General features: G+C 72.4%; 11 protein-coding genes and 2 pseudogenes. 6 read left to right on the forward strand and 7 right to left on the reverse strand.

Going from position 1 to position 13,232, the window contains the following annotated elements; translation table 11 throughout:
* Positions 1–37: 37 nt before the first annotated feature.
* Positions 38–1,537, reverse strand: coding sequence for an MFS transporter (locus tag OG852_RS42140; RefSeq protein ID WP_330350626.1), 1,500 nt, complete (start codon positions 1,535–1,537; stop codon positions 38–40).
* Between the two features lie 86 nt (positions 1,538–1,623).
* Here OG852_RS42140 and OG852_RS42145 point away from each other — a divergent pair, with 86 nt between their 5' ends.
* Positions 1,624–2,046 (forward strand): MarR family winged helix-turn-helix transcriptional regulator, encoded by a 423-nt coding sequence (locus OG852_RS42145; RefSeq protein ID WP_133913031.1) that lies wholly within the window; start codon positions 1,624–1,626, stop codon positions 2,044–2,046.
* Here OG852_RS42145 and OG852_RS42150 read toward each other — a convergent pair.
* Together OG852_RS42150 and OG852_RS42155 are read right to left on the reverse strand one after the other, a co-directional pair.
* Positions 2,033–2,788 carry a maleylpyruvate isomerase family mycothiol-dependent enzyme gene (locus tag OG852_RS42150; protein ID WP_330350627.1) on the reverse strand — a complete coding sequence of 252 codons (756 nt, stop codon included), beginning with the start codon at positions 2,786–2,788 and terminating at the stop codon, positions 2,033–2,035. The two genes, OG852_RS42145 and OG852_RS42150, sit on opposite strands and share 14 nt — an antisense overlap.
* An 84-nt stretch (positions 2,789–2,872) precedes the next feature.
* A pseudogene (locus OG852_RS42155) lies at positions 2,873–3,208 on the reverse strand (MFS transporter); the annotation flags it as partial.
* Positions 3,209–3,393: 185 nt separating this feature from the next.
* Here OG852_RS42155 and OG852_RS42160 point away from each other — a divergent pair.
* A complete protein-coding gene (locus OG852_RS42160) occupies positions 3,394–4,137 on the forward strand; it encodes a GntR family transcriptional regulator (RefSeq protein WP_330350628.1) in 744 nt (247 codons plus the stop codon).
* Positions 4,138–4,198: 61 nt separating this feature from the next.
* Here OG852_RS42160 and OG852_RS42165 read toward each other — a convergent pair.
* Together OG852_RS42165 and OG852_RS42170 are read right to left on the reverse strand one after the other, a co-directional pair.
* Positions 4,199–4,462 (reverse strand): annotated as a pseudogene (locus OG852_RS42165) (SDR family NAD(P)-dependent oxidoreductase); the annotation flags it as partial.
* Positions 4,408–4,773 (reverse strand): SDR family NAD(P)-dependent oxidoreductase, encoded by a 366-nt coding sequence (locus tag OG852_RS42170; RefSeq protein WP_330351594.1) that lies wholly within the window; start codon positions 4,771–4,773, stop codon positions 4,408–4,410. The pseudogene OG852_RS42165 and the gene OG852_RS42170, both read right to left, overlap by 55 nt.
* A 148-nt stretch (positions 4,774–4,921) precedes the next feature.
* On the opposite strand from OG852_RS42170, the gene htpG reads away from it, so the two are divergent.
* Together htpG and OG852_RS42180 are read left to right on the forward strand one after the other, a co-directional pair.
* A complete protein-coding gene (gene htpG, locus OG852_RS42175) occupies positions 4,922–6,817 on the forward strand; it encodes a molecular chaperone HtpG (RefSeq protein ID WP_133913035.1) in 1,896 nt (631 codons plus the stop codon).
* Between the two features lie 161 nt (positions 6,818–6,978).
* Positions 6,979–9,303: an MFS transporter gene (locus OG852_RS42180; RefSeq protein WP_330350629.1), complete on the forward strand. Its 2,325-nt coding sequence runs from the start codon at positions 6,979–6,981 to the stop codon at positions 9,301–9,303.
* Between the two features lie 167 nt (positions 9,304–9,470).
* Here the strand turns inward: OG852_RS42180 and OG852_RS42185 are convergent, their stop codons facing one another.
* Complete coding sequence (locus tag OG852_RS42185; RefSeq protein WP_330350630.1) at positions 9,471–10,250, reverse strand: DeoR/GlpR family DNA-binding transcription regulator; 780 nt, start codon at positions 10,248–10,250, stop codon at positions 9,471–9,473.
* An 83-nt stretch (positions 10,251–10,333) separates the two neighbouring features.
* Here OG852_RS42185 and OG852_RS42190 point away from each other — a divergent pair, with 83 nt between their 5' ends.
* The gene (locus OG852_RS42190; protein WP_330350631.1) at positions 10,334–11,209 is read left to right on the forward strand and encodes an SIS domain-containing protein; all 876 of its coding nucleotides are present in this window, start codon (positions 10,334–10,336) and stop codon (positions 11,207–11,209) included.
* A gap of 22 nt (positions 11,210–11,231) precedes the next feature.
* On the forward strand, positions 11,232–12,068 hold the full coding sequence (locus OG852_RS42195; protein WP_330350632.1) for a class II fructose-bisphosphate aldolase: 837 nt from the start codon (positions 11,232–11,234) through the stop codon (positions 12,066–12,068).
* Here OG852_RS42195 and OG852_RS42200 read toward each other — a convergent pair.
* Positions 12,055–13,197: a methyltransferase gene (locus tag OG852_RS42200; protein ID WP_330351595.1), complete on the reverse strand. Its 1,143-nt coding sequence runs from the start codon at positions 13,195–13,197 to the stop codon at positions 12,055–12,057. The genes OG852_RS42195 and OG852_RS42200 overlap by 14 nt on opposite strands.
* Positions 13,198–13,232: the final 35 nt, after the last annotated feature.

Here is a 13,232-nt window from a genome sequence, read left to right on the forward strand (position 1 = left end):
AACCACCCCCGCCGGGCGCTTGCTTGTGGACGGCTCGCTAGTCGCGGACCGGTACGCGGTTCTCCTGGGGCTCTTCCGCCGTGGACCTCGCGACCACGACCGAGCCTCGGGTGTGGCGGGCGCGGAGGCCCGGGAGGGTGATCAGGAGGCCTGCGGCGGCGATGGCCGTCACGACCGCGAGGCCGGGGCGGTAGCTGTCGAGGACGGCCTGGGGAGTGGGGTCGGCCGGAGCGCCCGCGGTGACCACCGCCGTCACCACGGCGAGGAAGATCGCACCGCCGACCTGCACGGAGGTGTTGAGCAGCCCCGAGACCATGCCCTGCTCATGGTCCGCCACACCGTTGGTGGCCTGGATGTTGAGCGAGGGGAAGACCAGGGCGCAGGCGGCGCCGATCAGCAGCATGGTCGGCAGGATCACGGCGGCGTAGACCGGATCGAGGTCCACCCGCAGGAACAGCGCGTATCCGGCGACCATGAGGGCGAAGCCGGCCGCGATCAGCCGCGGGGTGCCGAACCGGTCCACGATCGCCCCGACCCTGGTCGAGGACACCGCCACCAGCGCACCCGCCGGCAGGAAGGCCAGGGCCGTGTGGAGGGCGGACCAGCCGAGCAGCGACTGCATGTAGAGGGTGGCGAGGAACTGGAAGCCGACGTACGACCCGAAGAACGCCATCGCGCCGAGCTGGGCGCGGATCTGGCTGCCCGAACGCAGGACGCCGAGCCGGATCAGTGGTCCGGCGGAGCGCCGCTCCACTCGCACGAACACCGTCAGCAGGACGGCGACCGCGAGGAACGAGAGCAGGGTGCGCGCGGACGCCCAGCCGGCCTCCGGTGCCTGGACGACCGTGAACACCAGCAGCAGCATCGACAGCGTGCCGAGGACGGCGCCGGGGACGTCGTACCCGTTGTGCTCCCGTTCGCGCTCGCTGCGCGGCAGCAGCCGGAGCCCCGCGAGCAGCGCGATCAGGGCGATCGGCGCGGGCAGCAGCATGGTCAGGCGCCAACTGGCCTCCGTCAGCAGGCCGGAGAGGACCAGCCCCATGGAGAAGCCGGTGGCCGCGCAGGTGGTGTAGATGGACAGCGCCCGGTTGCGCAGCGGACCCTCGGGGAAGGTCGTCGTGATGATCGAGAGCCCGGCCGGTGCGGTGAACGCCGCGCTCAGCCCCTTGATGAAACGGCTGGCGATCAGCAGCGGACCCGAGTCGACGAGCCCGCCCAGCAGCGAGGCGAGCGCGAAGACGCCGAGGGCGACCAGGAAGACCTGGCGCCGGCCCAACAGGTCGGCGGTCCGGCCGCCGAGGAGCAGCAGTCCGCCGTAGCCGAGGATGTAGCCGCTGACGACCCATTGCAGGGTCGAGGTGGAAAGCCCCAGGTCGGAGCCTATGGACGGCAGTGCGACGCCGACCATCGACACATCCAGGGCGTCCAGGAACATCGCGGCGCACAGCACCAGCAGGGTGCCCCACAACCGGGCGGTCCAGCGCCCTTCGGACACGCCGGACACGCCGGAGGCGGGGGAGGTGAGCGGAGAGGTCATGACCAGGACAGTACATGCGCATGCATCAAATGCAAGCGCATTTAATGCCGATGCAACAAAACCGTTTCTCTGCTACGGTGCGGGCCATGGCGGCGAAGAACGGCGAGGTGGACAGAGCCGAGCGGGCGCTGGTCGAACAGTGGCGGGACATGCTGGCGCTGCACGCCCGGACCCAGTGCGAACTCGACCGGGCCCTGCACCGACACGGGCTGTGCGCCAGTGACTTCGAGGTGCTGGACGTGCTCGCCGAGTCGGCGGCGGACGTCACGTGCGGCTACCGCGTCCAGGAGATCGCCGAGCGTGTCCATCTCAGCCAGAGCGCCCTGTCCCGGCTGATCGCCCGCCTGGAGAAGGACGGTCTCGTCGAGCGCGGCCTGTGCGCCGAGGACCGCCGGGGCGTCCGCGTGGCGCTCACGGGCGAGGGGCGGGCGCTGCACGGGGATGTCCTGCCGGTGCAGCGAGCAGTGCTCACGCGGATGCTGGCGCAGCCGGACGTCAGCTCCAGGTGACGGCGGAGTTCTCCCGCCACAGGGTGGCGAGCGACGTGTCGCCGGTGACGGCGGGGAACGGCAGGCGGTTCCACAGCGCCAGATAGAGCCGCGCCGCCGGTCCGTTGATCTCGCAGTCCGCGTGGCCGTCGGCGGTCCGCTCCGTCACGGGCGGTTCGGGGGACAGCCGTACGGTCCACACGGCGTCCTCCTCCAGATCGGTCGCCCGTACTCGCAGCACCCGGGGCTTCCCGCTGCGCACCTTGCTTCTGCCGCGGGCGTGGAATCCGCTCAGCAGCTCGTCGATGCCGTCGGCGGCGAAGGCGGCGGGCAGACTCCGCGCACTGTCCTCCGGCGTGCGGCCCTGTGCCGAGTCGGCGTCGGCGCGGTGGACGGCCGTCTCGTGCGCCTGCCGTCTGGCCCAGAACGCGAGCGGCGAGGGGGCGGGCAGAAAGTGCCAGCACGCCACATCGGGCGGTGCGGTGGTCAGGGTGTCGACGAGCCGGCGGTGCCCCTCGCGGAACCACTCCAGCAGCTCGGACCCGTCGAGGTCCGGCTCGCCCTCGCCGGGGTGGTACTCCGTCCTGCCCTCGGCCACGAACGACCCCGCCCAGCGGTGGACCATGCCCGTGTGCCGCAGCAGGTCCCGGACCTGCCAGCCCGGGCAGGTGGGCACCTTGGCGTCGGTGCCCGCCCCGGCCGCCGCGTCGGCCAGTGCGCGGCCCTCCCGGTCGAGCACCTGGATGAACTCGGCAGTCTCCATGGGGGTGAGTCTGCCGGATGGAGCGCGGTCCGACGCCGGTGTTCTTCTGCGCCCGGGCGGCACCTCTCGCCTGCCTGCGGCTGCTCAGGCCACCCGACGCGTACCGAAGCCGATCAGCGCGGCCGGCGCGGCGAGGACGGCCACGCTCGTCAGCGCGGCGGGCAGGGAGATCCACTCGGCCATGAACCCGATGGCGGGCGGTCCGAGGAGCATGCCGCCGTAGCCGAGGGTGAACGCGGTGGCGACCCCGCCGGGCCCTGCCAGGGCACCCGCGCGTTCGACGGCCACCGGGAAGAGGTCGGCCAGGCCGAGCCCCGCGACCAGATAGCCCAGCAGCGCCGCCCACAGCGCGGGGGCGAGGGCACCGAGCGGCATCCCGGCGGCGGCGACGGCACCCCCGGTCACCACCGTCGGCGCCCGGCAGCGGGCGGGGCTGATGCGGACGCGCTTCGTGATTCCTCCGGAACAACGCTCGATGGATGTTGACAGGAATGTTGGAAGTCGACAGGAAGCGGGGGATCCCGTGTCCGGCGCGACACGGGGTGGGATAGTGTCGACACCGTTGAACCGGCTGTGAGCCCGGACCAGGCAGGGAGAAGTGCCGCATGACCGACCAGGACACGCACCTCGTGCTGGAGCGCCTCCTGCGGTTGCGGGACCGGCGCGAGCCGCTGGTCGCGCAGATCGCCGAGTGGGTCGGCGCGGGCATCATCGAGGGCCGGCTGGAACCAGGGCAGGACCTCAACAGCGTTGATCTGTCACGCCGGTTCGACACCAGCCGCACCCCGGTGCGCGAGGCGCTGATGCTCCTCGAACAGGAGGGCCTGGTCGAGATGAAGGCGCGCCGCCGGCCCCGGGTCGCCGCGCCCTCCCCGCAGGACATCCGGGACATCTACCAGGTGCGCAAGAACCTCCTGTCGATGCTCGCGGCCCTGCTCGTCGAGCGGGCGAGCGAGGAGGAGATCGCCGAGCTGCGCACCCGGGTCGAGCGGATGCGGAAACTGGCGGACGACGGTGATGTGGACGGCTACTTCTGGAGCCATGTCACGCTCCAGGAGCGGATGACGGAGATCGTCGGCAACGCCACGCTCAAGCGGATCCTGGACTCCCTCGCGTTGCGCACCCTGATGCTGCGGCACCTGAGCCTCACCCGGGCCGGCCGTCTCGCCTCCAGCGTCGACGACCAGGAGCGGCTGCTCCAGGCGGTCGAGGAGCGGGACGGCGAACTGGCCTCCGCGCTGATCGCGGGCGCGACGGTGCGGGCCCAGCGGGCCGTCGAGAAGCAGTTGGAACAGGACGCGGCGGTCCGGGGCCGGGGGCCCGAGCGGCGCCGGCGCGCGGCCTCCTGAGGGGGCACACGCGCGGCTCACTTGGCGAGCACTCCGCCGTCCACCGGGAAGTTCCCGCCGGTCACCCACGCCGAAAGGTCCCGCTGCCCCGGAAGGCGTTCACCGAGGCGAAGGTGACGATCGAGCCGCCGCCCGAGGCCTCCATGAGCGGCCGCACCGCCCGGACGGGCAGGAAGGCGACGTCGATCTCACCGCGCAGGGTCGGCGTCCACCGCGCGTCGAAGTCCATCTCGGCGGTCGCCGCCGTGTGCGGGGCGATCGCCCCGGCGGTCACCAGGACGTCGACCCGCCCGTGCCGCTCGTACGCCTCGTCGGCGAAGCGCCGCGCGTCGGCCGGGACCTCATGTCGTACGGCGCGAGCACCTCGACGGTCGGCCCCCGGTCGGCGGCCTCCCTGCGGGTGCGTTCGGAGGCGGCCGCGTCGATGTCACAGCCGACGACGGTCGCGCCCTGCTCCGCGAGGTGCAGCGCGCAGCCCTGGCCGATCCCGGCTCCCGCGCCGGTGACGAGTGCGACTTTCCCGGAGAGCCTGCCGGTCGCATGGACCCCTTTTCTCGTGACGTCCGCACGAGACGCGGCGCGACTCGCTCTCCCTTTTTTAGTGTCGACAGTATGACTGGGCCAAGGGGCATGGATTCGTCAAAACGCTTTTCTGTCGACAGATTCGGCTTCCCCTGTCGGACGGTGCTTGGTGCGAACGGCACGAGGGGCGCCCCGGCCTTTTGTAAAGTTGCCGTGACCACCACTCCACGCGACCCCGGAATCCGTGAGGTACACCCGAACCATGACGACCGAAACGTTTGAGTTCCAGGTAGAGGCCCGTCAGCTGCTCCAGTTGATGATCCACTCGGTCTACTCGAACAAGGACGTCTTCCTGCGCGAGCTCGTCTCCAACGCCTCCGACGCGCTGGACAAGCTGCGCCTCGCCAAGCTGCGGGACGACACGCTCGACGCCGACGTCTCCGACCTCCACATCGAGATCGACACCGACACCGAGGCCCGTACGCTCACCGTGCGGGACAACGGGATCGGGATGTCGTACGACGAGGTCGGCAAGCTCATCGGCACCATCGCCAACTCGGGCACCGCGCAGTTCGCCGAGGAACTGCGCGAGGCCCAGGACGCGGACAGCGCCGAGGGGCTCATCGGGCAGTTCGGCGTCGGCTTCTACTCCGGCTTCATGGTCGCCGACGAGATGACCCTGGTGACCCGGCGCGCCGGCGAGAGCCACGGCACCCGCTGGTCCTCGCGCGGCGAGGGGACGTACACCCTGGAGACCGTCGACGACGCGCCGCAGGGCACCTCGGTCACCCTGCACCTCAAGCCCGCCGACGACGAGGACAAGCTCCACGACTACACGTCCGCCTGGACGATCAAGGACATCGTCAAGCGGTACTCCGACTTCATCACCTGGCCGATCCGCACGGTCCCGCGGCAGGGCGAGGACGGCACCACGCCCGAGGCCGAGACGCTCAACTCGATGAAGGCGCTGTGGGCTCGCTCGCGCGAGGAGGTCTCCGACGACGAGTACCACGAGCTGTACAAGCACATCAGCCACGACTGGCGCGAGCCGCTGGAGACCGTCAGGCTCCAGGCGGAGGGCACCTTCGAGTACCAGGCCCTGCTGTTCGTGCCCTCGCACGCCCCGCACGACCTCTACACCCAGGGCTACAAGCGCGGAGTGCAGCTCTACGTCAAGCGCGTCTTCATCATGGACGACTGCGAGGCGCTGCTGCCGCCCTACCTGCGCTTCGTCAAGGGCGTGGTCGACGCGGCGGACCTCTCGCTGAACGTCTCCCGCGAGATCCTCCAGCAGGACCGGCACATCCGCATGATGCAGCGCCGGCTCACCAAGAAGCTCCTGTCCACGGTCAAGGAGATGCGGGAGAACGCCCCCGAGCGGTACGCCACGTTCTGGCGGGAGTTCGGCTCGGTCCTCAAGGAGGGCCTGCTCAGCGACTCCGACAACCGCGAGACCCTGCTCGCCGCCGCGTCCTTCGCCAGCACCCACGACGGCGAACCCACCACGCTCGCGGCGTACGTGGAGCGGATGAAGGACGGCCAGGAGGACATCTACTACCTGACCGGCGAGTCCCGCGAGAGCATCGAGAACTCCCCGCACATGGAGGCGTTCCGCGCCAAGGGCGTCGAGGTCCTGCTGCTCACCGACCCCGTCGACGAGGTGTGGGTCGACGTGGTGGGCGAGTTCGAGGGCAAGCGGCTGCGGTCCGTCGCCAAGGGCGAGGTGGACCTCGACGGCGAGAGCGACGACTCCTCCGACAGTGAGCGGGAGAAGCAGGGCGAGGAGTACGCCGCCCTGCTCGGCTGGATGAAGGAGCAGCTCGGCGACGACATCAAGGAGGTACGCCTCTCCTCGCGTCTCACCGTCTCCCCGTCCTGCCTCGTCTCCGACACCGGCGACCTCACCCCCGCGCTGGAGAACATGTACCGCGCGATGGGCCAGGAGGTGCCCAAGGCCCAGCGGATCCTCGAACTCAACCCCGGTCACCAGCTCGTGCAGGGCCTGAACAAGGCGTACCAGGAGCGTGAGGACCGCACCGAGCTCGCCGGGACCGCCGAACTGCTGCACGGCCTCGCGGTCCTCGCCGAGGGCGGCCGGCCGACGGACCCCGGACGGTTCGTGAAGCTGGTGGCCGAGCGACTGGAGCGCGCGCTCTAGCGGTCGCCGCGCGATTCCGGGCGGGGGGAGTCCCCGAACGTCCCCTGCCCGGAATCTTCACGCCCCGCACACCGCATCTTCTGATTGGTTGAGTCAATCAACTGGGCCTACGATGCTGGGCAGTTCGTGCTGGACCGCATCCCCCCACGGAGGCCCGCCCCATGTCCCAAGCGCATCCGACACACGCGGAAACAGGGGAGGTTGCCCCGCCGCGGGCGGGTCTCGTCGTCGCGGTGCTGGCCTTCGGCGGGATCGTCGTCTCGCTCATGCAGACGCTGGTCATCCCGATCGTCCCCGAACTGCCGAAGCTGCTCGACGCGTCGGCCTCGGACGCGGCCTGGGCCGTCACCGCCACCCTGCTCGCCGCCGCCGTCGCCACCCCCGTGACGGGCCGGCTCGGCGACATGTACGGCAAGCGGCGCATGCTGCTGGTCGGTCTGGTCATGCTGGTCGCCGGATCCGTCACGGCCGCCCTCAGCGACACCCTCGCCCCGATGATCGTCGGCCGGGCCCTGCAGGGCCTCGCCTCCGGTGTCATCCCGCTCGGCATCAGCATCATGCGCGACGAACTGCCCGCCGAGCGGCTCGGCCCGGCCACCGCGCTGATGAGCGCCTCCCTCGGCGTCGGCGGCGCCCTCGGTCTGCCCGCCGCCGCGCTCATCGCGGACCACCTCGACTGGCACGCGCTGTTCTGGACGTCCGCCGTGCTGGGGGTCGTCGCTGCGGTGCTCGTTCCGCTGTTCGTACCGGAGTCGCCGGTGCGCGCGGGCGGCCGCTTCGACGTGGTGGGCGCCCTCGGGATGGCGGTCGGGCTCGTCTGTCTGCTGCTGGGCATCTCCAAGGGCGCCGACTGGGGCTGGGGCAGCGCCACCACGCTCGGGCTGTTCGGCGCGGCCGTCGTCGTCCTCCTTCTGTGGGGCCTGTTCGAACTGCGCGTCACCGAGCCCCTGGTGGACCTGCGGACCACCGCCCGCCGCCAGGTGCTGGTCACCAACCTCGCCTCCCTGGCCTTCGGGTTCTCCATGTTCGCGATGTCCCTGGTCCTTCCCCAGCTCCTGCAGTTGCCTGAGGCGACGGGCTATGGTCTGGGCAAGTCGCTGCTGGCCGCCGGACTCGTGATGGCCCCCACGGGCCTGGTCATGATGGCCACCGCGCCGCTGTCCGCCCTGGTGTCCCGGGCACGCGGACCCAAGGCGACCCTGATGATCGGCGCCGTGATCGTCGCCGTCGGGTACGGGCTCGGTGTCGTGCTGATGGCCGCCGTCTGGCAGCTCGTGCTGGTCTCCTGCGTCATCGGCGCCGGCATCGGCTTCGCCTACGGGGCCATGCCCGCGCTCGTCATGGGCGCGGTGGACCCCTCCGAGACGGCCGCGGCGAACAGCCTCAACACACTGATGCGGTCCATCGGCACCTCGACCGCGAGCGCCGTCGCCGGGGTGGTCCTGGCCCGGATGACCACCTCCTTCGGCGCCGTCGCCCTGCCGTCCGAGCACGGGTTCACGGTGGTCATGGCGGTGGGGTCGGGCGCGGCGGTGCTGGCGCTGGTGGTCGCCGCGTTCCTTCCGCGCCGGCGGGTGGCCGCGGCGGAGGGCGAGCCGGACGCCCCAGCCGCTGCCGTACGGGACGAACGGGCCGTCGGGGCCGCGGTCGCCGTGCCGCTGGCCCGTGCCGTCGCCGAGCTGGTCGCGACGGTGCCGGGACTCGGCGACGGGGAGCCGGGCGGCGGTGGGCATCCGGTGCGCGGGCAGGTGCGCGATGCGCGGAGCACGCCGGTCGCCGGGGCCGCGCTGACGCTGATCTCGCTGAGCGGACGGCAGTTGGGCCGCGTGGTCACCGCCGCCGACGGCTCCTACGCCCTCGACGCGCCGGGCGAGGGCCCGTATGTGCTGATCACCGCCGCCGACGGCCATCAGCCGCAGGCGACGACCGTCGTGGCGGGGGCGGCTCCGGTGACGTACGACGTTCTCCTCGTCGGGGGCAGCGGGCTCACCGGTGTGGTGCGCTCCGCCGACGGCGGTGCCCCGGTCGCCGGGGCGGTCGTCATCGTCACGGACGTGCGCGGGGATGTGCTGGCCAGTGTGCGGACCGACGGCACGGGCGCCTTCACGGTGGCCGACCTGGTGCCCGGACCGGTGACCGTCGCCGTCGGCTCGCCCAAGCACCGGCCGCTGGCCCTGCCCGTGGAGATCGGCGCCGCCGGTCTCACCCGGGTCGACGTGGAGCTGCGGCCCGGCGCACAGGTCCGGGGCACGGTACGCGGAGCGGGGGCCCCGCTGGGCGACGCGCGGGTGACCCTGGTGGACGCCGCCGGGAACGTCGTCGCCTCCACGACGACCGGCAGCGACGGCGCGTACGCCTTCTCCGACCTGGACGGCGGCCGGTACACGGTGATCGCCACCGGCTATCCGCCCCGCGCGAGCGGGATCAGCCTCGGCGGCGGTGACGTGAACGCCCACGACATCGAACTCGCCCACGCCGGCGACTAGGTGTATTGATCACGAGCGTTGTTGGCAGTCGTCGGTGCTTGATCCAGGGCCCTTCTGACGGTACTCCGCGGGCACGGCCTGGTGCCGCCCCTCGAGCGGACCGGCATCCGCCCCACTCGGGTGCCGGTCCTTCAGTTCCGCCGACACGGGCACCCTCACCAGCGCTCTCACACCCTGACGACCCGGATCCCCGCCTCCTCGAACCGCCCCGCCGTCTCCGCGTCCGCTCCCGTGTCCGTGACCAGGGTGTCCACCGCCTCGGCCGCGCAGATCCGGGCGAAGGCGCGCCGCCCCAGCTTGCCGGAGTCCGCGGCCACCACGACCCTCTCCGCGCGGTCGCACAGCAGCCGGTTGACCGCCGCCTCCGCCTCGTCGTGCGCGGCGGCGCCGTCCGTTACGTCGAAGGCCACCACGCCGAGCACCGCCACGTCGAGGGCGATCCGGCCCAGTACCCCGTCGGCGAGCGGCCCGACGAGCTCGTACGACTGGGCCCGCGCCACCCCGCCCGTCACGACGATCTTGAACTGCGGGCGCACGGCCAGCTCGGTGGCGATGTTCAGGGCGTTGGTGACCACGGTCAGCGCCGGTGAGCCGGACGCCAGATCGGCGCGCACCGCCAGCGCCCGCGCCACCTCCGTCGTCGTCGTGCCCCCGGTCAGCCCGACCGCCTCGCCCGGCGCGACCAGATCCGCCACCGCCCGCGCGATCCGCTGCTTCTCGGAGGCGCGGCGGGCCGTCTTGTAGCGCAACGGCAGCTCGTACGACACCCCGTGGACCACCGCGCCGCCCCGGGTGCGGACCAGCATCTGCTGCTCGGCGAGCCGGTCCAGGTCCCGCCGGATCGTCGCGGCCGACACCGCCAGCTCCGCCGCGGCCTCCTCCACGTCCAGCCGGCCCCGTGCGACGAGCAGCTCCAGCAGGGCCTTCCAGCGGGCGTCGCGCGACATCGGCCGCCTCCGTTCGCATGCTTGAAGTTGTTCGAAAGCAGCCTCTATCTTGCAGTAACAATCACCGTCGGCGGGAGGTGGGCATGACCCACGTCGAGGACGAGCTGAGGAGCCAGCCCGAGTGCTGGACCCGGGCCGCGGCCGAGGCCGGCCGGTACGCGCGGGAGCTGCCCCCGGCAGGGGAGCGGGTGGCGGTCGTCGGCTGCGGCACCTCCTTCTTCATGGCCCAGGCCGTCGCCGCCCTCCGCGAGGGGGCCCGGCAGGGCGAGACGGACGCGTTCGCCGCCTCCGAGTTCCCCCACCACCGTCGCTACGACCGCGTCCTCGCCCTCACCCGCTCCGGCACCACCACCGAGGTGCTCGATCTCCTCGCCCGCCTCCGGGGCCGTACGCCCACGACCGCCGTCACCGCCGACGCGCACACCCCCGTCAGGGAGGCGGCCGACCGGGTCGTCGCCCTCGACCACGCCGACGAACGCTCCGTCGTGCAGACCAGGTTCGCGACCACCGCGCTCACCCTCCTGCGCGCCCACCTGGGTCTGCACCCCGGCACCGCCGTCGCCGACGCCCGCACCGCCCTCGCCGATCCGCTGCCCGAAGGGCTCGTGCGGTGCGGGCAGTTCACGTTCCTGGGGCGGGGCTGGACCGTGGGGCTGGCGAACGAGGCCGCCCTGAAGATGCGCGAGGCCTCGCTCTCCTGGGCCGAGGCGTACCCCGCCATGGAGTACCGGCACGGTCCCGTCAGCGTCAGCACGGCCGGCACGGCCACCTGGATGATCGGCGAGGCACCCGACGGACTCGCCGCCCAGGTGCGCGCCACCGGCGCGTCATGGGTGCACGGAGCGCTGGACCCGCTCGCCGAGCTGGTCCGTGTCCAGCGGCTCGCCGTGGCCGTCGCCGCCGCCCGGGGGCTCGACCCGGACCGGCCCCGCCACCTCACCCGTTCCGTGATCCTCTGACCCCGGCCGACCGGGAGCTGCCGTGCCCCTGACCCCCACCGGCGAGCTGGTCGTCCGGGCCCGCGCGGCCCGTACCGCCGTCGTCGCCTTCAACGTCATCACGTTGGAACACCTCGAGGCCGTCGTCGCAGGCGCCGAATCCGCCGGCTCGCCCGTCGTCGTCCAAGTCAGCGAGAACGCCGTGAGGTTCCGCCAGGACCGGTTGCTCCCGCTGGCCCGCGCCGCGGTCGCCGCCGCCGAACAGGCCGCCGTGCCCGTCGCGTTGCACCTCGACCACGTCCGGAGCGATCCCCTGCTCGACCGGGCCGCCGACGCCGGGTTCAGCTCGGTGATGTACGACGCCTCCCGGCTGCCGTACGCCGCGAATCTCGCCGCCACCCGCGCCGCCGTCGACCGGGCGCACTCCCAAGGCCTTTGGATCGAGGGCGAGTTGGGCGAGATCGGCGGCAAGGGTGCCCATGCTCCCGGTGCACGCACCGATCCCGGCGAGGCGTGCGCCTTCGTGGACGCCTCCGGTGTGGACGCCCTGGCCGTCGCCGTCGGCAGCGTCCACGCCATGACCACCCGCACCGCCACCCTCGACCACGCCCTCCTCGCCCGGCTCGCCGCGGCCGTCGACGTGCCGCTGGTCCTGCACGGCTCGTCCGGGGTCCCCGACGACCAGCTCACCGCCGCCGTCGCGGGCGGGATCGTCAAGGTCAACATCGGCACCGCGCTCAACCAGGCCCTCACCGAAGCGGTCCGGGAGTTCCTGGAGGCCGAGCCGACCGTGGTCGACCCGCGCCGCTACCTGAGCGTGGGGCGGGCGGCGATGGCCCGCACGGTGGAGCGGAGCATCCGCCTCCTCAGCCGCGCCTGACGGCGCGCAGCACCACGAACTTGGGGTCTCCGGCCACCACCCGGCAGTTCCCGAACAGCCGCTTCAGCGTCACGTGGTAGCCCAGATGACGGTTGCCCACCACCCACAGCTCCCCGCCCGGCCGCAGCACGCGCCGCGCCCCGGTGAACATGCGCCGGGCCGTCGCGTCCGTGGTGGCCTGGTGGGAGTGGAACGGCGGATTGTTCAGCACCACGTCCACACTGCCGTCCGGCACCCCCGTCAGTCCGTCGCCGACCCGGAACTCGGCGTGCCCCGGCACCCCGTTCGCCTTGAACGTCGCCTCCGCCGAGGCCACCGCCTGGAACGACTCGTCGGTGAACAGCACCTCGGCCTGCGGGTTGGCCAAGGCCACCGCCGTACCGACGATCCCGTTGCCGCAGCCCAGGTCCACGACCCTGCGGGTGCCGACCGTCTCCGGAAGGTGCCGCAGGAAGAACCGGGTGCCGATGTCCAGCCGGTCGGCGCAGAACACCCCCGCGTGGTTGACGACCGGCCGGCCCGAGAGCGCGCCGACGTCGCCCGGAAGGTCGTAGGCGTACGGCCAGGGGTTCGCGGGGCGGGACAGCGACCCGTCCGGGGTGCAGAAGATCAGCCGGGCCTTCTGCTCGGCCAGTGAGGTCCTGGTCGGGCCGAGGATCCGCTCGAACAGGTTCAGCGTGGAGGTGTGGATCTCCTTCACCATGCCGGTGCCGAGCACGACCGTGCCCGGGTGGACGGCGGGCGCCAGCCGCAGGAGCTGGTCCTCCAGGAGCGCCAGGCTCTTCGGCACCCGGACCAGGAGCAGGTCGACGCGGTCCGGCACCGGGTCCCGCGTGGTGAGCAGCCGCACGGAGCCGGGTTCGACACCCGCCCGCGCCAGGTTCGCCCGGGTCGCCTCCTGCCCCAGCCAGGAGTCGGTGATCTGCACCGGGCGGTGCGCCGCGAGCGCCGTGACCAGCGCGCCCCAGCGGTCGCCCAGCACCACGACCGTGCCGGACAGGGGCAGGTCCGCCTCCCGCTCCGCGAGGTGCCGCAGCAGATAGGCGTCGGAGGCGTCCCAGGCACGCAGCCGGTCGCGCGGATCCTCGGGGAAGCGGGCCAGGGCGACCTCGCCCCACGGCGTCGTCATACGGTCGTTCATGGTGCCCCAAGGCTAGCCCAGCC

It is taken from the genome of Streptomyces sp. NBC_00582 (assembly GCF_036345155.1).
GTDB lineage: Bacteria > Actinomycetota > Actinomycetes > Streptomycetales > Streptomycetaceae > Streptomyces.